The organism is Streptomyces sp. NBC_00433 (genome assembly GCA_036015235.1).
In the GTDB taxonomy this organism is placed as follows: domain Bacteria; phylum Actinomycetota; class Actinomycetes; order Streptomycetales; family Streptomycetaceae; genus Actinacidiphila.
In genome coordinates this window covers 7,377,792-7,398,343 of sequence record CP107926.1, presented here as the reverse complement: position 1 = coordinate 7,398,343, position 20,552 = coordinate 7,377,792, and the positions used below count along the sequence as shown (strand labels likewise).

Genomic DNA, 20,552 nt, shown 5'->3' with positions numbered 1-20,552 from the left:
ACACCCGTTCGGCCCACCCGCTCCCCCGTCGGCCTGCGGTGCCCCAACCCGCACTCCGGCAAACCGTGACTCCCGGCGCAGACCGGCCGTTGTCACAGTGCGCCGGGGCAGGCCCGGCCAAACGGACCAAGGAGACTCCCGTGGCGCCCCTGCTCGACGTGAGCGACGAGGTACGAGCCGAGATCGGCGAGGAGGAGACACAGCGGCTCCTCGCCGGCGAGAACGCGCCGGGCATGTACGACTGCACGTCCTGCCGCACCCCGGGCGACACCGGGCAGGAGCGGACGAGCACCGTGCTCTTCGTCGGCGAAGAGACCGCGGTGCTGGCGTTCGCGCACGCCGCCTGCATCCCCTCGCAGGTCGTGCCGGTCTCCGAGGAGCAGCTCCAGGGGGCGGTACGCAGCATCTCGGCCGACGAGGAGCCGCCGGCGCCGGCCTTCACCGCGCCGATGCCCGCGCCCTACCTGCCGCCCGCGCCCTCTCCGGAGGCAGCGCCGCGGCAGGCGGTGCTCGGCATCACCTGCGGGCTGATCATCGTCGAGGAGGCGCTGCGCCCCGCGCTGGTCATCGAGCCGACCGGGCCCGTCGCCCGCGTCGGCGCCACCGGCGGCGGTGACGACTTCCTGCCGCTGCTCATCGAGCAGGGCTTCATGCCGCAGCTCGACCTGGAGGCGCCGCCGTCGCCGCTGACCGGCTGGTCGGTGCTGCTCGCGATGGGCAAGCTGCACGCGGTCCTCCAGCCGGCGGTCGGCGGCGCGCCCGCCACCGCGTGGTGGCAGGCCCACCAGCCCCTCCAGGTCAGCGACGGCTGGCGCGCGGCGGTCAGCCGCACGAACGCGGTGTACGTCTACGCCGGGCCTGCCGGCTCGGTCGGCCGCCAGCCCCGCGAGGACCTCATGCGAGACGCTCTCGCGAAGGCCTGTGCCAGGGGTCAGCTGGTCGGCGCGACCATGCCCCTCTCCGGGACCTGACCGGGTCCCCCTCCCCCGGGCACGGGGGTTCCGCGGTGCCCCCGCGTCGGTGGGTACCGCCCAGGGGCGCGGGGCTGTGTGCGATCTGCGGCCGGCGCCGCGTGGGCGCGACCAGCCCACCACCGGCCGGTGGTCCCGAGCGAAGCGAGATGGGGGTACCCCCGGGCAAAGCTCTGAGGGAGGACCGAACAGCCCCTTCCGGCCGGTGACGACCCGCGCGCCCGATGGGGGCCGGTCGCTCCGTTCTCCCCAGAGCTTCGCCTGGGGGTACCCCCACGCGCCCCTGACGTAGTGGCGGTCCGTCGCCACACGACGGCAGGTGGAGGGCCGGTCGCAACCACGCGGCGCCGGCCGCAGATCGCACACAGCCCCGCGCCCGGGGAAGGCATACCCCTTGGCGAAGGGGCGCCGCACCACCCCGCGCCCGGGGAAGGCATACCCCTTGGCGAAGGGGCGCCGCACCACCCCGCGCCCGGGGGAGGCGTGCCCCCTTGTGGAAGGGGGGAAGTTCAACCGTGTGGACCGCATCCTGGCGGAAGGCCAGGTCGTTGGCGATACGTGCAGACCTTTGACGGCTCCTCCCGGTCCCCCTTCCAGCGGTACATCCCGTCGATGCGCAGTGCGCCGGACGCGTCCGGGGGTGGTGGCTCGGCCACGCCGATCTATGACGCTCTGTACAGCGAGTACCGCCGGCTCTTCCGTGCGCTGCCGGGGGACCGAACCGGCGAGGAGTCGATGCAGTTCAACGGGTTCTCCACGTGGCGGGCGGACTTCCCGCCGACGACGCCGGGGCGGCACCGGGGGAACAGCCCGGCGGCGCTTCCGCCGGGCCGGCCCGACAACCGGATGAACGAGCACTGACCGCCCGGAGGGCTACTTCTTGCGGCCGCGCTTCTCGCGGACCCGGACCGACACCTGGATCGGGGTGCCGGTGAAGCCGAACTCCTCACGCAGCCGGCGCTCGATGAAGCGCCGGTAGCCGGCCTCCAGGAAGCCGGAGGCGAACAGCACGAAGCGCGGCGGCTTGGTGCCGGCCTGGGTCCCGAACAGGATGCGGGGCTGCTTGCCGCCGCGCACCGGGTGCGGGTGGGAGGCGACGATCTCGCCGAGGAAGGCGTTGAGCCTGCCGGTCGGCACCCGGGTCTCCCAGCCGGCCAGCGCGGCCTCGATGGCCGGGACCAGCTTCTCCATGTGGCGCCCGGTGCGCGCCGAGACGTTGACCCGGGGCGCCCACTGCACCTGGACGAGGTCGCGCTCGATCTCCCGCTCCAGGTAGTAGCGGCGCTCCTCGTCGAGCAGGTCCCACTTGTTGTAGGCGATGACGACCGCGCGGCCGGCCTCGACGGCCATCGAGATGATCCGGGTGTCCTGCTCGGCGAGCGTCTCGGCGACGTCCACCAGGATCACCGCGACCTCGGCCTTCTCCAGGGCGGCCGCGGTGCGCAGGCTGGCGTAGTAGTCGGCGCCCTCGGTCAGGTGGACGCGGCGGCGGATGCCCGCGGTGTCGATGAACTTCCAGGTGATGCCGCCCAGTTCGATCAGCTCGTCGACGGGGTCGCGGGTGGTGCCCGCCATCTCGTTGACGACCACCCGGTCCTCGCCGGCGATCTTGTTCAGCATCGAGGACTTGCCGACGTTCGGCCGGCCGATCAGCGCGATCCTGCGCGGGCCGCCGACGGCGTCGCCGAAGGTCATGGCGGGCGCCTCGGGCAGCACGTCGAGGATCGCGTCCAGCAGGTCGCCGGTGCCGCGGCCGTGCAGCGAGGAGACCGGGAAGGGCTCGCCGAGGCCGAGGTTCCACAGCGCGGCGGCGTCCGCCTCGCCGGAAGGTCCGTCGACCTTGTTGGCGGCCAGCACGACCGGCTTGCCCGCCCTGCGCAGCAGCTTGACGACGGCCTCGTCGGTGTCGGTGGCGCCGACGGTGGCGTCGACCACGAAGACCACCGCGTCGGCGGCCTCGATGGCGAACTCGGCCTGCGCGGCGACCGAGGCGTCGATGCCCAGGACGTCCTGCTCCCAGCCGCCGGTGTCGACGATCTTGAAGCGGCGGCCGTTCCAGTTCGCCTCGTACGTGACGCGGTCGCGGGTGACGCCCGGCTTGTCCTCGACCACTGCCTCGCGGCGGCCGATGATCCGGTTGACGAGGGTCGACTTGCCGACGTTCGGCCGGCCGACGACGGCGAGCACGGGCAGCGGGCCGTGGCCCGCCTCCGCGAGGTCGTCGGCGACCTCTTCGAGGTCGAAGCCCTCTTCGGCGGCGAGTTCCATGAACTCGGCGTATTCGGCGTCGCCGAGCGCGCCGGTCTCGCCGTGCTGGTCGTGCTGGTCCATTGGTTCTCTCCGTCGGTCAACAGTGGTGCGCGCGGCGCCGCCCGGCGTCAGCCGGTGCGGTGCGGCGGCGGTGGTTCAGCGGCCGGTGGCCCGCCGGGCCTCGGCCATGTGTGCGGTCAGCCGGTCCTGGATGCGCAGGGTGGCGGCGTCCAGGGCGCCGCGGGTGCGCCGCCCCGACCCGTCGCCGGCGGCGAAGGCCTCGCCGTAGACGACGTCGATCCTGCTGCGCAGCGGCGGCAGTGCGGACACCAGCCGGCCCTTGTGGGCGCTGCCCAGCACCGCGACCGGCACGATCCGCGCCCCGGAGCGCAGCGCGAAATACGCCAGCCCCGCACGCAGCTCGGCGAATTCGGCGCCGCCGCGGGTGCCCTCGGGGAATATGCCGAGCACACCGCCGTGCGCCAGCACCCCGAGCGCGTGGGCGATCGCGGTGCGGTCGGCGCCCGCCCTGTCGACCTCGATCTGGCCGATCGCCCGCAGGAACGGGTCGAGCGGCCCGACGAAGGCCTCCTTCTTCACCAGGAAGTGCAGCGGCCGCGGCGAGGTGCCGATCAGCATCGGGCCGTCGATGTTGTGCGCGTGGTTGCCGGCCAGGATCAGCGGGCCCTTCGCGGGGATGCGCCAGGCGCCGAGCACCCGGGGGCGCCACAGGCCGTTCATCAGGCCGATGCCGATACCGCGGGCGACGGCCGCGCCGCGCGGGCTGGGCAGCGCGGGTGCCTGGTGGTGCTCGGTGGTCACCTGACGGTCGCCCGCCTTTCCTCGACCAGGGCGACGACACGGTCCACGACCTGGTCGAGGGTCAGCTCCGAGGTGTCGACCTCGATCGCGTCCGCGGCCTTGGCCAGCGGGGAGGTCTTGCGGCCGGAGTCGGCGGCGTCCCGCCTGATCAGCGCCTCCTGGGTGGCGGCCACGCTCACCGCGCCCTTCAGCTCGGTGCTGCGGCGGGCGGCGCGGACCTCGGCGGAGGCGGTGAGGAAGATCTTCGCTGTCGCGCCGGGCAGCACGGTGGTGCCGATGTCGCGGCCCTCGACCACTATGCCGGTGTCCGCGGTCGCGGCGGCGGCGCGCTGGAATTCGACCATGCGGGCGCGGACCTCGGGCACCGCGCTGACCGCGCTGACGGCCGCGGTGACCTCCTGCGAGCGGATCGGCCCGGTCACGTCGACGCCGTCGACGCTGATCTGCGGGTCGAGGGGGTCGGTGCCCGACACGATCGACGGCTTGCCCGCGCTGTCCGCGACGGCGTCCGGGTCGTCGACGTCGATGCCGTTGGTCAGCATCCACCAGGTGATGGCCCGGTACTGCGCGCCGGTGTCCAGATAGCTGAGCCCGAGCTTGGCGGCGACCGCCTTGGAGGTGCTGGACTTGCCTGTGCCGGAGGGGCCGTCGATCGCGACGATCACCGGGTTGTCCACAGCGGAAGGCCTTCCTCGTGCCACCCGGCTGGGCGCCGGGCCATTCCACCTAGATTACCGGCCAATCGGGTGCTCCCGATCCCCCCGGAGGACCCGAGCCCCGAAGGGGCGCGGGGAACTGCGCGACCGGCCACGACGGCGGGAAGGTCCCGGGACGTGCGGGCCCGGCAGCCCGAGGGGCCTCACGGCCGCAGCGACCACGCGCGGTCGCGCAGCGCGGCTGCGAGCACGGGGGCCGAGCGCGGCTCGACGAAGAGCTGGACCAGCCCCGCCTGCTGGGCCGTACTGTGCTCGATGCGCACGTCCTCGATGTTCACCCCGGCGGAGCCGGCGTCGGCGAAGAGGCGGGCCAGCTCGCCCGGCTGGTCGCCGATGAGGACGGCGACGACCTCGTACGCCTTCGGGGCGGCCCCGTGCTTGCCGGGCACCTTGGCGCGGCCGGCCCGGCCTCGGTGCAGCACGTCCCGCACCGCGGCGGCGCCGTCGCCGCGCTTCGCGTCGTCCGCGCTCTGCAAGGCCCGCAGCGCCTCCACGGTGCTGCCGAGGTCGGCGGCGAGGTCGGCGAGGACGTCGGCGACCGGGCCGGGGTTCGCGGTGAGGATGTCCATCCACATCGCCGGCTCGGACCCGGCGATCCGGGTCACGTCGAGGATGCCCTGCCCGCACAGCCGCACCGCGCTCTCGTCGGCGTGTTCGAGCCGGGCGGCGACCAGGCTGGAGACCAGCTGCGGGGTGTGCGAGACGAGCGCGACCGCCCGGTCGTGGGCCTCGGCGTCCATCACGACGGGGACGGCCCGGCACAGCGCGACCAGTTCGAGCGCGAGGTTGAGCACATCGGTGGCTGTGGCCGGGGTCGGGGTGAGCACCCAGGGGCGGCCGTCGAAGAGGTCCTCGGTGGCGGCGAGCGGCCCCGAGCGCTCGCGGCCCGCCATCGGGTGCGTGCCGATGTAGGCGGACAGGTCGCAGCCGAGGGCTTCCAGGTCGCGGCGCGGGCCGCCCTTGACGCTGGCCACGTCGAGGTAGCCGTGGCCCAGGCCGCGGGCCATCGCGTCGGCCAGGGTGGCCGCGACATGCGCCGGCGGCACCGCGACGATCACCAGGTCGACGGTGTCCTCGGGCGGCACCGCGCTGCCCGCGCCGAGCGCCGCCGCGGTCCTGGCGGCGGAGTCGTCCTGGTCGCTGAGCCGGACGTCGACACCGCGGGCGGTGAGCGCGAGCGCGGCCGACGTACCGACGAGTCCTGCGCCGATGACGAGTGCGGTTCTCACGTGGCGGTGTCCTTGCGGAAGGAGGGCGGGTGCGGCCGGGGTCCGGTCGTCCAGCGTAGCCAGCGCGGGCCGACGGTGAGACCCGGGACCGTACCGCGAGACGCGCCGCCGCGAGGCCGGCACCAGGCGTCCCGCACTCACCGTAAACCCCCTGGTGACCGTCCGAAGCAGGAAATCCCCGGCGCGCGGGCGCGCGGGATGGCGATAATCGCCACCATGCGTGAATCCCTGGGGCACGATCTCGTGCGCGAGCACACGGTCTACGCGTGTGTCATGGGCTCGCGGGCGTTCGGTCTTGCCACCGAGAGCAGCGACACCGACCGGCGCGGGGTGTTCGTGGCCCCCGCGCCGCTGTTCTGGCGGCTCGACAAGCCGCCGACCCATGTCAGCGGGCCGCGGGACGAGGAATTCTCCTGGGAGGTCGAGCGCTTCTGCACCCTCGCGCTGCGCGCCAACCCCAACGTGCTTGAGTGCCTGCACTCACCGCTGGTCGAGCGCCTGGACGCCACCGGGCGGGAGCTGCTCGACCTGCGGGACGCCTTCCTGTCCCGCAGGGTCGCTGCGAGCTTCCGCGGTTACGCCGCCCAGCAGCTCGGCCGGCTCGAAGCGGACATCCGCGTCCACGGCGAGCCGCGCTGGAAGCACGCCATGCATCTGCTGCGGCTGCTGCTCAGCTGCCGCGACCTGCTGCGCACCGGCACCCTGACGATCGACGTCGGCGACCGGCGGGAGGACCTGCTCGCGGTGCGGCGGGGCGAGCTGGGCTGGGAGGAGGCCCGCGGCTGGATGCGGACGCTGCACAGCGAGGTGGACGAGGCCGCGGACAGGACCGCGCTGCCCGAGGAGCCGGACCGGGCCAGGGTGGAGGACTTCCTGGTACGGGTCCGGCGGGCGTCGGCGGAGGCGGCGGCGCCCGTGGACGCCGGCCGCTTACCGGGCTGACCTACAGCTCGACCTCGTGCATCAGCATGCCGACCTCGGTGTTGGTCAGCCGGCGCAGCCAGCCGGACTTCTGGTCGCCCAGCGGGATCGGGCCGAAGCTGGTGCGGACCAGCTTGTCGACCGGGAAGCCGGCCTCGGCGAGCATCCGCCGCACGATGTGCTTGCGGCCCTCGTGCAGGGTGACCTCGACCAGGTAATTCTTCCCGGTGTTCTGCACGATCCTGAAGTGGTCGGCCCTGGCCCAGCCGTCCTCCAGCTCGATACCGCTCTTGAGCTGCTTGCCAAGGTCGCGCGGCAGCGGGCCCTGGATCGCGGCGAGGTAGGTCTTCTGCACGCCGTAGCGGGGGTGGGTCAGCCGGTGGGCCAGCTCGCCGTGGTTGGTGAGCAGGATCAGTCCCTCGGTCTCGGTGTCGAGCCGCCCGACGTGGAAGAGCCGGGTCTCCCGGTTGGTGACGTAGTCGCCGAGGCACTGCCGCCCGTCGGGGTCCTCCATGGTGGAGACGACCCCTGCGGGTTTGTTCAGCGCGAAGAAGAGATACGACTGGGTGGCCACGGTCAGCCCGTCGACCTTGACCTCGTCGTGGTCGGTGTCGACCCGCAGGCCCTGCTCGGTGACGATCCGCCCGTTGACCTCGACGCGGTGCTGCTCGATCAGCTCCTCGCAGGCCCGCCGGGAGCCCATGCCCGCCCTGGCCAGCACCTTCTGCAGCCGCTCGCCCTCCTGCTCGGCGCCCGGGAAGGTCTTGGGCAGGTTCAGCTTGGGCTTGCTGTGCCGCTCCCGGTTACGCTCCTCGATCTGCGCCTCCAGCTCGCGCGGGCGGGCCGGGACCGGCCCGCGGCCGCGGTTGCCGGTCGGCTTGTTGCTGCCGGGCTTGGTACGGGGCATGCCGCCGGGCTTGTTCGCACCGGACTGGCCGGTGCCGCCGACGTCGTAGCGGCGCTCCTCGGGGCGCGGCTTGCTGGGGCGCTGCGGCGGGCCGTCGGCCCGCCCGGGGGCGTCCCCGCGCCGGGGGGCGTCGCCGCCGCGCCCGCCGGAGCCGGCACCGCGGCCGGAGCCGGCGCCGGACCCTCTGCGGTCCTGGCCGCCGCTCCCGCGCCTGTCGGCACCGCCCCGGGGGTTACGGTCGCCGCCGCCGCTGTTCCTGTCGCTGCTTCGCATCAAGTTTCCGTATTCACAAGGGTCGATGGCTCGTCCGGGGCGTCCGGGTCGAACGACGGCAGCCCCTCCTGGGACTCCGCCTCGACCGCTTCCGCCTCCGGGAGGAACGGGGCGAGCGCGGGCAGCTCGTCAAGGCTGCGCAGGCCCATGCGTTCCAGGAAGTAGTTCGTCGTCCTGTACAGGATCGCACCTGTCTCGGGTTCCGTCCCACCTTCGGCCACGAGACCGCGCTGCAGCAGCGTCCGCATGACGCCGTCGCAGTTGACCCCGCGCACCGCGGAGACGCGCGAGCGGCTGACCGGCTGCCGGTAGGCGACCACCGCGAGGGTTTCCAGCGCGGCCTGGGTCAGCCGGGCGTGCTGGCCGTCCAGGACGAATTTCTCCACCGCGGGCGCGAAGGCCGGCCTGGTGTAGAAACGCCAGCCGCCGGCGACAAGGCGCAGGTCGAAGCCCCTGCCCTCGCGGGTGTAGTCGTCGGACAGCTCGCGCAGCGCCTTGCGGACGGCCCGGCGCGGGCGGTCGAGCACCTTCGCGAGCGCCTCCTCGGTGGCGGGTTCGTCCACCACCATCAGCACCGCTTCGAGCGCCGGTTTCAGCTCGAGCCCGGCGGTGGCCGCGCTCAGCAGCCCGGTCGGCGGGGCCTGCTGCTCGGGCAGATCGAGCCCCGCGGTGAGATCCGCCACGTCGGTCATCGTTGCTCTCCGTTCGCTGCTTTCCGGTCCTTGGCGGGCTCTGCCGCGGCCTCCTGGTCGAATTCGTCGGTCACCAGCGGGGCGTCGGGCGGCTGCTCCCCGCCGGTCCAGCGGACCTGCAGCTCGCCCAGCGCCTCCTCCTGGTCCAGCGCGACCGCCTTCTCCCGGTAGAGCTCGAGCAGCGCCAGGAAGCGCGCCACCACGGTGAGCGTGTCGGGTGCGTCCGCGGTGAGGTCGCCGAAGCTGGCCGCGCCACGCTCCCGCAGCAGCGCGATCACATGCTCGGCCTGCTCGCGCACGCTGACCAGGGGCGCGTGGATGTGGTCCACGTACACCTGCGGCCTGGGCCTGGGCTGCATCGCCTTGACCGCGAGCTGCGCGAAGCGCTCGGGCCCGATGCTGAGCACGACCTCGGGCAGCAGGTCCGCGTGCTGCGGTTCCAGGCCCACGGTACGCGGGTGGCGCAGCGCCTCCTGCTCCAGGCGCTCGGCGAAGATCGCCGCGATCCGCTTGTAGGCGCGGTATTGCAGCAGCCGGGCGAAGAGCAGGTCGCGGGCCTCGAGCAGCGCGAGGTCCGCCTCGTCCTCGACCTCGGCCGCGGGCAGCAGCCGGGCCGCCTTCAGGTCGAGCAGCGTGGCGGCGACCACCAGGAATTCGGTGGTCTGGTCGAGGTCCCAGTCCGGCCCCATGGCCTGGAGGTGCGCCATGAACTCGTTGGTGACCTTGGACAGCGCGACCTCGGTGACGTCCAGCTTGTGCTTGGAGATCAGCTGCAGCAGCAGGTCGAAGGGCCCCTCGAAATTGGCCAGCCGCACGGTGAACCGCCCGTCACCGGCCTCCTCCTGCGCGGGCGCCTCGGCTGTCCGCGGGTCCGCGGACACGTCGGCCGCCACGCCGTCGGGCTCGTCGGCCGCCGCGCCGTCGGGCACGTCCTCGGGCACGCGCGTCTCCACGTCCGCCGTCGCGGGCTCCGCCCAGGCCGGGGCGCCGCGGCCGAGGCGGCGGCGCGGGCGGTCGGAGTCGTCGGTCGTGGTGGTCGGCATAGCGGTCCAGGGTGCGGGGGCGAAAACGGCAGGCTATCTCCCCCCGGGCGGCTTCCGCGGGGTTCAGCGCCCGCGCAGCCTGCGTACGAGAATGCTGGCGTCGCCGCGCGACTCCAGGTCGGCGAGCACCACGGCCACCGCCTCGCGGACGATCCGGCCCCGGTCGATGGCCAGGCCGTGCTCGCCGCGCAGCACCAGCCGGGCGTGCTCCAGGTCCATCAGCTCCTCGGCCGACACGTAGACCGTGATCTTCTCGTCGTGCCGCTCGCGCCCGCTGGGGCGGCGGTTCTGCCGGGGTGCCTTGCGGCGGGCCGCGCCCTGCTGCGCCCCCGGCTGGCCCTGTGGCGGCTGTGCGGTGACCGGCGGGGCCACGGAGTGCTGCGCGGCCGCCGAGGGCGTGTACGGCTGCTGTACGGGCACGTGCGGCTGCGGGGGCGCCGCGGTGGTGCCGTTGACGGTGGCGGTCGCGGTGCCCGCGCCGCCGAGCGGCCTGCGGCCCTGCGGGATGTCGCGGCCGCCGTGCTCGGCGGTGCCGCCCTGGTCCTTGCCGCCGCGGTCCCGGCCGTCGCCGGCCGTGTCCGGGTCGCCCTCCGCCGCCTCGCCGTCGCGGCCGGGCTCCTGGCCGGACCGCGGCCGCGTGTCGCCCTGCGGGTCGCCGCCGGTGTGCTGCTGCGGCTGCTGCCGGGGCTGCGGTGCCTGGAGCGCCGCACCCCCGGTGGTCCGGAACAGCTCGTCGGCGCCCGGGAGGGTCACTCGGCGTGGCACCGGGCGAGCACCTCCCTGGCGAGTTGTCGATACGCGGCGGCGCCGACGGAGTTGGAGGCGTAGGTGGTGATCGGCTCGCCGGCCACGGTGGTCTCGGGGAAGCGCACGGTCCTGCCGATCACGGTGTGGAAGACGTGCTCGTCGAAGGCCTCGACCACGCGGGCCAGCACCTCCCGGCTGTGCACGGTCCGCGAGTCGTACATGGTGGCGAGGATGCCGTCGAGCTCCAGCTCGGGATTGAGCCGTTCGCGGACCTTCTCGATGGTCTCGGTGAGCAGCGCGACCCCGCGCAGCGCGAAGAACTCGCACTCCAGCGGCACGATCACCGAGTGCGCGGCGGTGAGCGCGTTGACGGTGAGCAGGCCGAGCGAGGGCTGGCAGTCGATCACGATGTAGTCGTAGTCGGCCATCAGCGGCTTGAGGGCGCGCTGCAGGGTCGACTCCCTGGCCACCTCGCTGACCAGCTGCACCTCGGCGGCCGACAGGTCGATGTTGCTGGGCAGCAGGTCCATGCCCGGCACCGCGGTCTTGAGCAGCACCTCGTCCGCCGCGAGCCCGCGCTCCATCAGCAGGTTGTAGACGGTGATGTCCAGTTCCATCGGGTTGACGCCGAGTCCGACGGACAGCGCTCCCTGCGGGTCGAAGTCGACCAGCAGCACCCTGCGGCCGTACTCGGCGAGCGCGGCGCCCAGGTTGATGGTCGAGGTGGTCTTGCCGACCCCGCCCTTCTGGTTGCACATCGCGACGATCTTCGCCGGGCCGTGGTCGGTGAGCGGATTGGGGATCGGGAAGTAGGGCAGCGGCCGGCCTGTGGGGCCGACGCGTTCACGGCGCTGGCGGGCCGCGTCGGGGGCGAGCGTCGCGGCGTACTCCGGATCGGGCTCGTACTCCGCGTCGGGGTCGTAGAACTGACCGTCCTGCAAGTCGTTGTCGTCGTTGAAAGGCGCCATGGCGTAAGCAGGTTGCGTCTCTGCGGCCGTCTCAGCCCTGCGGGACTCGAAGGTGCGGACCGAGACGGAACCGACGGTCATTCCTGGTTGACCACCCCCGGGAGCAAATGTCGACTCATTCACAAGTCGTCTTACCTCCTTGGTGACCAGGAAACTTCTAGACAGGTCGGCGTGACTACAGCCGACGATTCGCGACTCTATGGCGTGTCGGTGGTTCACAGCAACACAATCCGCCGGACACGGCACGATGTGTCGGCAACCGAACACCCGGCTGTCAAGGGCGTAAGCAGACGAACGGCCGGGTCCTGACGTGGCAAGACCCGGCCGGAGGTGCGGTGTTGACACCGCGGTGACACCACGTGCCGCTATCAGCCAAGCAGTGTGCGCAGTTCGACCGAATCCAGTCCGTGCGCGTCGGCCACCGGACCGTAAACGACCTGTCCCTCATGGGCGTTGAGGCCGAGCGCGAGCGCCGGGTCGCGGCGCAGCGCCTCGCGCCAGCCGCGGTCGGCCAGCTCCAGGACGTAGGGCAGGGTGGCGTTGGTCAGCGCGTACGTCGAGGTGTTGGGCACCGCGCCGGGCATGTTGGCGACGCAGTAGAAGACCGACTCGTGGACGGTGAAGGTCGGTTCCGCGTGGGTGGTCGGCCGGGAGTCCTCGAAGCAGCCGCCCTGGTCGATCGCGATGTCCACCAGCACCGCGCCCGGCTTCATGCGCGAGACCAGCTCGTTGGTGACCAGCTTGGGCGCCTTGGCGCCCGGGATCAGCACCGCGCCGACCACCAGGTCGGCCTCCAGCACGGCCTGTTCGAGGGCGAGGGCGTTGGAAGCGATGGTCTGCACCCGGTTGCCGAAGACCTTGTCCGCCTCGCGCAGCTTGTTGACGTCCTTGTCGAGCAGCGTGACGTGGAAGCCGAGGCCGAGCGCGATGGTGGTGGCGTGCCAGCCGGAGACGCCGGCACCGATGACGACGGCCCGCCCGGACCGCACTCCGGGCACCCCGCCGGGCAGCACCCCGCGGCCGCCGGCCGAGCGCATCAGGTGGTAGGCGCCGACCTGCGGGGCGAGCCGGCCCGCGACCTCGGACATCGGGGCGAGCAGCGGCAGCCTGCGGTCGGCGGTCTCGACCGTCTCGTACGCGATCGCGGTGGTGCCTGACTCCAGCAGCGCGTCGGTGCACTCGCGGGAGGCCGCGAGGTGCAGGTAGGTGAAGAGGACCTGGCCCTTGCGCAGCCGGCGGTATTCCTCGGCGACCGGCTCCTTGACCTTCAGCAGCAGGTCGGCCGCCGCCCAGACCTCGTCGGCGGTGCCGAGTATGGCGGCGCCGGCCGCGGTGTACTCGGCGTCGGGGATGGACGAGCCGCCGCCCGCGCCCTCCTCGACGACGACCTGGTGTCCGCCTCGTACGAGCTCGTGCACGCCGGCCGGGGTGATGGCCACGCGGAACTCGTTGTTCTTGACCTCGCGGGGGATGCCCACCTTCACGTCGATCACGGTCCTTGCACTCAGGGATAACCGGCTGGATCGTCCTGACATCGTGCGGATTGGCACGACACGTCGGACCTGACCGCGTTGTGTGCGGCCAGGCCCAGTCTAGTGAAGGAATTGCCGCTGTCCAGCCTTACAAAGTGGCTGGTTCTGAGCGGAGCATTGGCGGTTTCGTAGGCTGGTGAGGGGTTGCGGCCAAGGATGGGCCGGCAGCTCAGCCGGGCTGCGCACCCGGGTTGAACAGGCCGTTCGCCGCCTCGCGCTGCAACCTGGCGCCCTCCGGGTCGCCGAGCCGGTCCAGCAGGTCGGCGAGCCGCAGCAGCAGCGCCGCCTCCAGCCGGCGGTCGCCCGCCTGCCGCGCCCAGTACAGCGCGTCGCGGCAGCTGCGTACCGCGTCCTCCGGGCGGCCCGCGGACTCCTGCGCCCGGGCCGCCTCGGCCAGGGCGCGGGCCTGGGCGGGCAGGTCGCCCAGCCGCTTGCTGATGCCGGCTGCCGTGCGCCAGGCGCGCAGCGCGGGGCCGTACTGGCCGGTGTAAGCCAGCAGGGTGCCGATCCTGCCGTGCAGCCTGGCCTGGTCGGCGAGTTCGCCGCCGGCCTGGCGCAGGGCCAGCGCCCGGCCGTACCAGTCGAAGGCGCGGCCCGGGTCGTGCCGCTCCAGGTACGTACCGCCCAGCGCCTCCAGGACGCGGCCCTCGGCCTGCCGGTCGTCGCTCGCGCGGGCCGCGTCCAGGGCGACGCGGTAGCGGTCGAGCGCGCGGTCGGTGCGGCCCGCGGCGGCGTCCAGGTCGCCGAGGTTTATCAAGGCGGCCGCCTGCTCCCTGACCAGCCCGCGGCGCTCCGCGACGTCCAGCACGAGGGAGTGCAGCTCGTAGCGCTCGGCGGCCATCGCGTCGCCGCCGGGGAAGGCGGCCAGCGCGCGGACCAGGGCGGCCACCAGGCGGCGGGCGAGCGTGTCCAGCTCGCCGTCCGCGACCGCGGAGCGTGCGGCGGCCAGCAGGGCGGGCAGCCGCGACTCCAGCCACCCGGCTGCCGCCTGGGCGGTGTCGAACCGCAGAGCCCGCGGCGTCCCGTCCTCCACCGGCTCCCGGGCCAGCGCCGCCCGGCACGACAGCAGCAGCCGCACCGTCCGCTCCAGCATCCTGGCCCGCGCCAGCCGCACCTCCTCCGCCCGCTCCCCCTCCGCGAGCAGCCCGGCCAGCATCGGCTCCAGGCACCCAGGCACCCGGTGCAGCGACCCCCCGCCTGCCACCAGCCCGTCCCGCACGAAATCGGCCAGCACCCCCTCCGCCACGTCCACCCCGCACCCGGCCAGGGCCGACGCCCCCTGGGCGTCCACGACCCCGGCGGGCGCCAGCACGAGGAGCCGCAGCATCCGCGCTGCCACGCCGGGCAGTGCGTCGTAGGCCAGCCGGAAGGCCCGCACCAGCTCGCCCGCGGCGGGCTGGTAGCGGTCGGCCGGCGGCGGGCCGGCCGGGCGGGGCACGACCCCCGGCACCTGCGGGGGCGTCGGCGGGACGGCGCGCAGGCGGTCGGTCGTGTCGGCGAAGGACAGACCCGGGCGGGCGGCCATCCAGCCGGCGGTCAGGTGGAGGGCCGTGGGATGGCCGGCGAGTTCGTGGACGAGCGTCTCCGCGCCCCGCGGGTCGCAGCTGACACGGGTGGCGCCCAGGGTCGCCGCCAGGAGCTGTACGGCGGCCGGCGTGTCCAGCCCGCCGAGCGTGCAGGGGCGTACGTCGGGTACGCCGGACAGCGGGCCGCCCGAGGTGGCCACGACCAGGCTGTCGGGCGAGTCGGGCAGCAGCGCGGCCAGCTGCCCTGCCTGCACCACGTCGTCGAGCACCAGCAGCAGGCGCCGCCGTGCGGCCCCCGGGCCGCCCAGGGCCCGCTGCAACCCGCGCGCGACCTGCTCGACCGGTACGGGTGCGCCCTCCGCGCTGGTCAGCCGGACGAAGAAGCGGCCGTCGGGATAGCGCTCGGCCACCTCCGCGGCGAGCCGCAGCGCCAGCGCGGTGCGGCCGGTCCCCGGCCGCCCGGCCACCAGCAGCACCCGTGCGGCCGTCGGCTTGCCGCTGCCCAGCCCCGGCCGATCGATCTCCGCGAGCAGCTCCGCCAGCTCCCTGTCCCGCCCGACGAATTCCGCCGGCACCCCGGGAAGCGCGACGACTCCGCCGTCGCCGACGTCCCCGCCGGGCCGCGGGGCAGCAGGGTCCGACCGGAGGGACTGCTCTGTCACGGGCCACGCTCCCGGCTGGGTCGTTCCTGGTCACCGCGTCGGCGTATGCCGCTACGGCGACGAGCGTAGTTGAAGCGGGGCTCTGCGAGTGCGTTTGCGGCCCGGGGTGCCGCTTGCGGTGAGCGGTCGCCTTCCCCCGGCGGGGGCTTGTCGCGCGGTTCCCCGCCGCTCCCTGCGGGGTGCTGCTACGGACTCCACAGTTGCGGTCCGCTGTGGCTGGTCGCGCAGTTCCCCGCGCCCCTGGGGTGCTGCCCCTTGCGGTGCGGTGCTTGCCTGCGGCCCAGTGGGGGCTTGTCGCGCGGTTCCCCGCCACTCCCTGCGGGGTGCTGCTACGGACTCCACAGTTGCGGTCCGCTGTGGCTGGTCGCGCAGTTCCCCGCGCCCCTGGGGTGCTGCCCCTTGCGGTGCGGTGCTTGCCTGCGGCCCAGTGGGGGCTTGTCGCGCGGTTCCCCGCCACTCCCTGCGGGGTGCTGCTGTGGACTCCACAGTTGCGGTCCGCCGTGGCTGGTCGCGCAGTTCCCCGCGCCCCTGGGTGATCGCCACTTGCGGTGCGGTGCTTGCCTGCGGCCCAGTGGGGGCTTGTCGCGCAGTTCCCCGCGCCCCTTTTGGCCTGCGTCCTCCTGCGCCCAGCGTTCGCCCTCGCCAAGGGCTCTGCGCAGAGGGCACGCGCTTTCCAGGGGCGCGGGGAACTGCGCGCGCAACCCACCGGGCCGCGAGTGTGGTGTCCGTAGCCGGGCCCCCGGGGCTAGGGGGTGAAGGGGCGGGCGGGCCAGGGGGCGTCGGGAGGGCGCAGGGCGTCGAGGCCGTCGCCCATCTGAGCCGCCCGCAGGGCAAGCGCCCCGACGATCATGCAGTTGTTGTGGAGGTCCCCGGCGAGCGCGCCGGCGATGAGGTCCGCGAGGGGCACCCGGGCGACCTCCATGTCGGCCTCCTCCTCGGAGACCTCGTAGCGGTCGCCCTCCGCCTCGGAGATCCCCCGGGCGAGGAAGACCCGGACGGCCTCGTCAGACCCGCCGGGTGTGGTGTAGACGTCGGTGAGGACGCGCCAGTCCTCGGCCTTGACGTGCGCCTCCTCGTACAGCTCCCGCTGAGCCGCGTGCAGCGGATTCTCGCCGGGGATGTCGAGCAGCCCGGCCGGGATCTCCCAGAGCTTGTGCCGCACCGGGTGCCGGTACTGGCGGAGTACCAGCACCCGGTCCTGCTCGTCGAGCGCGAGGACGGCGACCGAACCGGGGTGGACCTGGTAGTCCCGGGTCGCCGTGCTTCCGTCGGGCATGACGACCTCGTCCGTGCGGACGCTGGTCTTCTTGCCGGTGAAGGGCGTGGACGTGGCGGTGACGCGCCACTCCTCCGGGGTGTCCTTGAGCATGCTGCGCCTTCCAGGAAAGGGGTGTCTCAGACGGTGCGGCGCTCCACCGCGGCCTTCACCAGCCCGGCGAACAGCGGGTGCGGCCGGGTCGGGCGGGACTTCAGCTCGGGGTGCGCCTGGGTCGCCACCAGGTAGGGGTGCACCTCGCGCGGGTATTCGACGTATTCGACCAGCTTGTTGTCCGGCGAGGTGCCGGAGAAGACGATGCCGGCGGCCTTCTCCAGGTCGGCGCGGTAGGCGTTGTTGACCTCGTAGCGGTGCCGGTGCCGCTCCTCGACGTAGGGCTGGTCGCCGTAGACCTCGCGGACGATGGAGCCCTCGGCGAGCTTGGCCGGGTAGGTGCCGAGCCGCATGGTGCCGCCGAGGTCGCCCTTGCCGCCGACGATGTCGAGCTGCTCGGCCATGGTGGAGATCACCGGGTGCGCGGTCGCCGGGTCGAACTCGGTGGAGTTCGCGTCGGCGATGCCGGCCAGGTTGCGGGCCGCCTCGATGACGATGCACTGGAGGCCCAGACACAGCCCGAGCAGCGGGATGCGCTGCTCGCGGGCGTAGGTGATCGCGGACACCTTGCCCTCGACGCCGCGGTCGCCGAAGCCGCCGGGCACGCAGACCGCGTCCACGTCGCCGAGCTGCTCCGCGGCGCCCGCCGGGGTCTTGCACGCGTCGGAGGTGACCCACTTGATGTGGACCTTCGCGTTGTTGGCGAAGCCGCCGGCCCGCAGCGCCTCGGTGACCGACAGGTAGGCGTCGGGCAGGTCGATGTACTTGCCGACCAGGGCGACCTTCACCTCGTGGGCGGGCTCGTGCACCCGCTTGAGCAGGTCGTCCCACTGGGCCCAGTCCACGTCGCGGAAGGGCAGGTCGAGGCGGCGTACGACGTAGGCGTCGAGGCCCTCGGTGTGCAGCACCTTGGGGATGTCGTAGATGGACTGCGCGTCGATCGCGGCGACGACCGCGTCCTCGTCGACGTCGCACATCAGCGAGATCTTGCGCTTGATCGCGATCGGCACCTCGCGGTCGGCGCGCAGCACGATGGCGTCCGGCTGGATGCCGATGTTGCGCAGCGCGGCCACCGAGTGCTGGGTGGGCTTGGTCTTCAGCTCGCCGGAGGGGCCGATGTAGGGCAGCAGCGAGATGTGCACGACGAAGACGTTGTCCCGGCCGACCTCGTGGCGGACCTGGCGGACGGATTCGAGGAAGGGCAGCGACTCGATGTCGCCGACGGTGCCGCCGACCTCGGTGATGACGACGTCCACGTCGTCGGCGGCCATCCGCCGGATACGGGACTTGATCTCGTTGGTGATGTGCGGGATGACCTGCACGGTGTCGCCCAGGTACTCGCCGCGCCGTTCCTTGGCGATGACCGTCGAGTACACCTGCCCGGTGGTGACGTTCGCCGAGCCGGCCAGGTTGACGTCGAGGAAGCGCTCGTAGTGGCCGATGTCGAGGTCGGTCTCGGCGCCGTCCTCGGTGACGAAGACCTCACCGTGCTGGAAAGGGTTCATGGTGCCCGGGTCCACGTTCAGATACGGGTCGAGCTTCTGCATGGTGACCCGCAGGCCGCGCGCCTTGAGCAGCGCGCCGAGACTGGACGCGGTGAGGCCCTTGCCGAGCGAGGAGGCCACCCCACCGGTGACGAAGATGTGCTTGGTCGTCGTGGATTTCGGCGCAATTGCCAAGAGGGGGCTCCCGTGGTCGCGAGGTGAGGGTCGGGACGGGCTCGTCGGGGAGCGCCGTCGCGGCGGTTCAGTGGTTCAGCCCACCGGCCCACGGGCTACCAGGGTATCAGCGGTGCCGGGCCGCTTCGGCAGCCGACGCGTGCCCGGTGCGCCGTGACCGCGCCGTCACGGCGGGGCGCCGGCACCGCGACAGGCCCGGCATCTCCACCCGATGTGCCCGGAACGCACCCGGAAAGGCCGGCCGAGGATCGACGAGACTCGCACATCTGCCCACCCGGACGACGTATCCTGCACGGACGCATTGATGCGAGCCGGCCGGCACGGCACCATCCCGCCCGCTCCCGGATCATGAGCTCGTCGAATATCCCCAGACCGCAAGACCGTCCCAGCCATTGGGGCGGCGCCGTCATTCGACTGGAGTTGCACGTGGCCGGGCGTATCGAGGACTACGCACTCATCGGTGATATGCAGACCGCCGCACTGGTCTGCCGGGACGGCACGGTCGACTGGCTGTGCCTGCCGCGGTTCGATTCCCCGGCGGTCTTCGCCGGGCTGCTGGGCACCGAGCAGCACGGTTTCTGGCGGCTCGGCCCTGCCCACCGCGGCACCGAGCAGCCGCCCGCCGCGACACGCCGCCGCTACCGCGGCGACTCGCTCGTGCTGGAGTCCGAGTGGGACACCCAGCGCGGCACGGTCCGGGTCATCGACTTCATGCCGCCGCGCGACGGCGCCCCGCAGGTCATCAGGATCGTCGAGGGCGTCAGCGGCCGGGTGCCGATGGCATCCGCCCTGCGGATGCGGTTCGCGTACGGCCAGGTGGTGCCGTGGGTGCACAAGGTCGGCGACCGCACGGTGGCCGTGGCCGGGCCCGACTCGGTATGGCTCGACACCGAGGTCGACACGTACGGCAAGGACCTGACCACCTACTCCGAATTCACCGTCGCCCCCGGCGACCGGCTGGCCTTCACGATCAGCTGGGAGCCGTCGCACAAGCCGCAGCCCTCGCTGCCCGACCCGGAGGGCTCGCTCACCGCGACCGAGGACTTCTGGCGGGCGTGGGTCGCCCAGTGCACGTACACCGGCCCCTACCGCGAGGCCGTGGTGCGCTCGCTGATCACCCTCAAGGCGCTGACGTACGGCCCGACCGGCGGCATCGTGGCGGCGCCCACGACATCGTTGCCCGAGGACATCGGCGGGGTCCGCAACTGGGACTACCGCTTCACCTGGCTGCGCGACGCGGCGATCACCCTGTCCTCGCTGCTGCGCACCGGCTACCGCGAGGAGGCGCAGGCCTGGCGCGAGTGGCTGCTGCGGGCGGTCGCCGGCGACCCGGAGAACCTGCAGATCATGTACGGCATCGCCGGCGAGCGCGAGCTGGGCGAGAACGAGCTGCACTGGCTACCCGGCTACGAGGGCTCCACCCCGGTCCGCATCGGCAACGGCGCCGCGCACCAGCTCCAGCTGGACGTCTACGGCGAGGTCACCGAGGCGCTGCACCTGGGCCACATGACGGGCCTGGCCCGCAACGACTACGCGAGCCTGCTCCAGCTCAAGCTGATCCGCTACCTGGAGAAGCACTGGAACGAGCCGGACGAGGGCATCTGGGAGGTACGCGGCCCCCGCCGGCACTTCGTGCACTCCAAGGTGATGGCCTGGGTCGCCGTCGACCGCACGGTCAAGCTCATCGAGTCCGGCGAGGTCGACGGGCCGCTGGAGCGGCTCAAGGACCTGCGCGACGAGATCCACTACGACGTGTGCGAGAAGGGCTACGACCGCGAGCGCAACACCTTCACGCAGTCGTACGGGTCCCGCGAGCTGGACGCCTCGCTGCTGCTGATCCCGCAGATGGGCTTCCTGCCCCCGGACGACAAGCGCGTCATCGGCACGATCGAGGCGATCCAGCGGGAGCTGTCCACCGAGGACGGCTTCGTGCTGCGCTACCCGACCTCCAGCGGCGACACCAGCGGCGACGACAACCTCGACGGCCTCCCCGGCGACGAGGGCGCCTTCCTGGCCTGCTCCTTCTGGCTCGCCGACGACCTGGCCATGATCGGCCGCGTCGAGGAGGCCCGCCGCCTCTTCGAGAAGCTGCTCGCCCTGCGCAACGACCTCGGCCTGCTCGCCGAGGAATGGGACCCCCGCCGCCAGCGCCAGGTCGGCAACTTCCCGCAGGCCTTCAGCCACGTGCCGCTGATCGACACGGCTCTGCGACTCACTGCCGCGGGGGCTTTCCGCGCCTAGGGCC

The 20,552-nt window shown here is 73.1% G+C and carries 17 protein-coding genes; 4 read left to right on the top strand and 13 right to left on the bottom strand.

Annotation, left to right across the window (positions count from 1 at the left end):
- Window positions 1-140 precede the first annotated feature (140 nt).
- Window positions 141-971 carry a hypothetical protein gene (locus tag OG900_31630; GenBank protein WUH94234.1) on the top strand — a complete coding sequence of 277 codons (831 nt, stop codon included), beginning with the start codon at window positions 141-143 and terminating at the stop codon, window positions 969-971.
- Between the two features lie 612 nt (window positions 972-1,583).
- Window positions 1,584-1,832: a hypothetical protein gene (locus tag OG900_31625; GenBank protein WUH94233.1), complete on the top strand. Its 249-nt coding sequence runs from the start codon at window positions 1,584-1,586 to the stop codon at window positions 1,830-1,832.
- Window positions 1,833-1,844: 12 nt separating this feature from the next.
- On the opposite strand, the gene der is transcribed toward OG900_31625, so the two are convergent.
- The 4 genes from der to OG900_31605 form a co-directional block, all read right to left on the bottom strand.
- On the bottom strand, window positions 1,845-3,302 hold the full coding sequence (gene der, locus OG900_31620) for a ribosome biogenesis GTPase Der (protein ID WUH94232.1): 1,458 nt from the start codon (window positions 3,300-3,302) through the stop codon (window positions 1,845-1,847).
- A 75-nt stretch (window positions 3,303-3,377) separates the two neighbouring features.
- A complete protein-coding gene (locus OG900_31615) occupies window positions 3,378-3,962 on the bottom strand; it encodes a 1-acyl-sn-glycerol-3-phosphate acyltransferase (GenBank protein WUH96001.1) in 585 nt (194 codons plus the stop codon).
- Between the two features lie 77 nt (window positions 3,963-4,039).
- Window positions 4,040-4,720: a (d)CMP kinase gene (cmk, locus tag OG900_31610; protein ID WUH94231.1), complete on the bottom strand. Its 681-nt coding sequence runs from the start codon at window positions 4,718-4,720 to the stop codon at window positions 4,040-4,042.
- Window positions 4,721-4,902: 182 nt separating this feature from the next.
- Window positions 4,903-5,988, bottom strand: a complete 1,086-nt coding sequence (locus tag OG900_31605) for a prephenate dehydrogenase (GenBank protein ID WUH94230.1) — start codon at window positions 5,986-5,988, stop codon at window positions 4,903-4,905.
- A gap of 216 nt (window positions 5,989-6,204) precedes the next feature.
- Here OG900_31605 and OG900_31600 point away from each other — a divergent pair, with 216 nt between their 5' ends.
- Window positions 6,205-6,930, top strand: coding sequence for a nucleotidyltransferase domain-containing protein (locus OG900_31600; GenBank protein WUH94229.1), 726 nt, complete (start codon window positions 6,205-6,207; stop codon window positions 6,928-6,930).
- 1 nt (window position 6,931) lies between these two features.
- Here OG900_31600 and OG900_31595 read toward each other — a convergent pair whose 3' ends face one another.
- The 9 genes from OG900_31595 to OG900_31555 all read right to left on the bottom strand — a co-directional run bounded on the left by OG900_31595 (window position 6,932) and on the right by OG900_31555 (window position 18,307).
- The gene (locus OG900_31595; protein WUH94228.1) at window positions 6,932-8,089 is read right to left on the bottom strand and encodes an rRNA pseudouridine synthase; all 1,158 of its coding nucleotides are present in this window, start codon (window positions 8,087-8,089) and stop codon (window positions 6,932-6,934) included.
- A complete protein-coding gene (scpB, locus tag OG900_31590; protein ID WUH94227.1) occupies window positions 8,089-8,781 on the bottom strand; it encodes an SMC-Scp complex subunit ScpB in 693 nt (230 codons plus the stop codon). The genes OG900_31595 and scpB overlap by 1 nt, the downstream gene beginning before the upstream one ends.
- Window positions 8,778-9,824 carry a segregation/condensation protein A gene (locus tag OG900_31585; protein ID WUH94226.1) on the bottom strand — a complete coding sequence of 349 codons (1,047 nt, stop codon included), beginning with the start codon at window positions 9,822-9,824 and terminating at the stop codon, window positions 8,778-8,780. Before OG900_31585 ends, scpB begins: the two co-directional genes overlap by 4 nt.
- Window positions 9,825-9,887: 63 nt before the next feature.
- Window positions 9,888-10,589: a hypothetical protein gene (locus OG900_31580; protein WUH94225.1), complete on the bottom strand. Its 702-nt coding sequence runs from the start codon at window positions 10,587-10,589 to the stop codon at window positions 9,888-9,890.
- Window positions 10,574-11,620, bottom strand: coding sequence for a ParA family protein (locus OG900_31575; GenBank protein ID WUH94224.1), 1,047 nt, complete (start codon window positions 11,618-11,620; stop codon window positions 10,574-10,576). Before OG900_31575 ends, OG900_31580 begins: the two co-directional genes overlap by 16 nt.
- Window positions 11,621-11,907: 287 nt before the next feature.
- Window positions 11,908-13,023 carry an alanine dehydrogenase gene (ald, locus tag OG900_31570; GenBank protein WUH96000.1) on the bottom strand — a complete coding sequence of 372 codons (1,116 nt, stop codon included), beginning with the start codon at window positions 13,021-13,023 and terminating at the stop codon, window positions 11,908-11,910.
- A 217-nt stretch (window positions 13,024-13,240) separates the two neighbouring features.
- Window positions 13,241-15,172 (bottom strand): tetratricopeptide repeat protein, encoded by a 1,932-nt coding sequence (locus OG900_31565; GenBank protein ID WUH95999.1) that lies wholly within the window; start codon window positions 15,170-15,172, stop codon window positions 13,241-13,243.
- An 832-nt stretch (window positions 15,173-16,004) separates the two neighbouring features.
- Complete coding sequence (locus OG900_31560; protein WUH94223.1) at window positions 16,005-16,628, bottom strand: NUDIX hydrolase; 624 nt, start codon at window positions 16,626-16,628, stop codon at window positions 16,005-16,007.
- Window positions 16,629-16,654: 26 nt separating this feature from the next.
- Complete coding sequence (locus OG900_31555) at window positions 16,655-18,307, bottom strand: CTP synthase (protein WUH94222.1); 1,653 nt, start codon at window positions 18,305-18,307, stop codon at window positions 16,655-16,657.
- A gap of 420 nt (window positions 18,308-18,727) precedes the next feature.
- On the opposite strand from OG900_31555, the gene OG900_31550 reads away from it, so the two are divergent.
- Window positions 18,728-20,548 (top strand): glycoside hydrolase family 15 protein, encoded by a 1,821-nt coding sequence (locus OG900_31550; GenBank protein ID WUH94221.1) that lies wholly within the window; start codon window positions 18,728-18,730, stop codon window positions 20,546-20,548.
- The last annotated feature ends 4 nt before the right edge of the window (window positions 20,549-20,552 follow it).

Coding starts and splice junctions, on each gene's coding strand:
- OG900_31625 (WUH94233.1), top strand. CDS start 1,584: ATGCGCAGTGCGCCGGACGCGTCCGGGGGTGGTGGCTCGGCCACGCCG.
- der (WUH94232.1), bottom strand. CDS start 3,302: ATGGACCAGCACGACCAGCACGGCGAGACCGGCGCGCTCGGCGACGCC.
- OG900_31615 (WUH96001.1), bottom strand. CDS start 3,962: ATGAACGGCCTGTGGCGCCCCCGGGTGCTCGGCGCCTGGCGCATCCCC.
- OG900_31600 (WUH94229.1), top strand. CDS start 6,205: ATGCGTGAATCCCTGGGGCACGATCTCGTGCGCGAGCACACGGTCTAC.
- OG900_31595 (WUH94228.1), bottom strand. CDS start 8,089: ATGCGAAGCAGCGACAGGAACAGCGGCGGCGGCGACCGTAACCCCCGG.
- scpB (WUH94227.1), bottom strand. CDS start 8,781: ATGACCGACGTGGCGGATCTCACCGCGGGGCTCGATCTGCCCGAGCAG.
- OG900_31585 (WUH94226.1), bottom strand. CDS start 9,824: ATGCCGACCACCACGACCGACGACTCCGACCGCCCGCGCCGCCGCCTC.
- OG900_31575 (WUH94224.1), bottom strand. CDS start 11,620: ATGACCGTCGGTTCCGTCTCGGTCCGCACCTTCGAGTCCCGCAGGGCT.
- OG900_31560 (WUH94223.1), bottom strand. CDS start 16,628: ATGCTCAAGGACACCCCGGAGGAGTGGCGCGTCACCGCCACGTCCACG.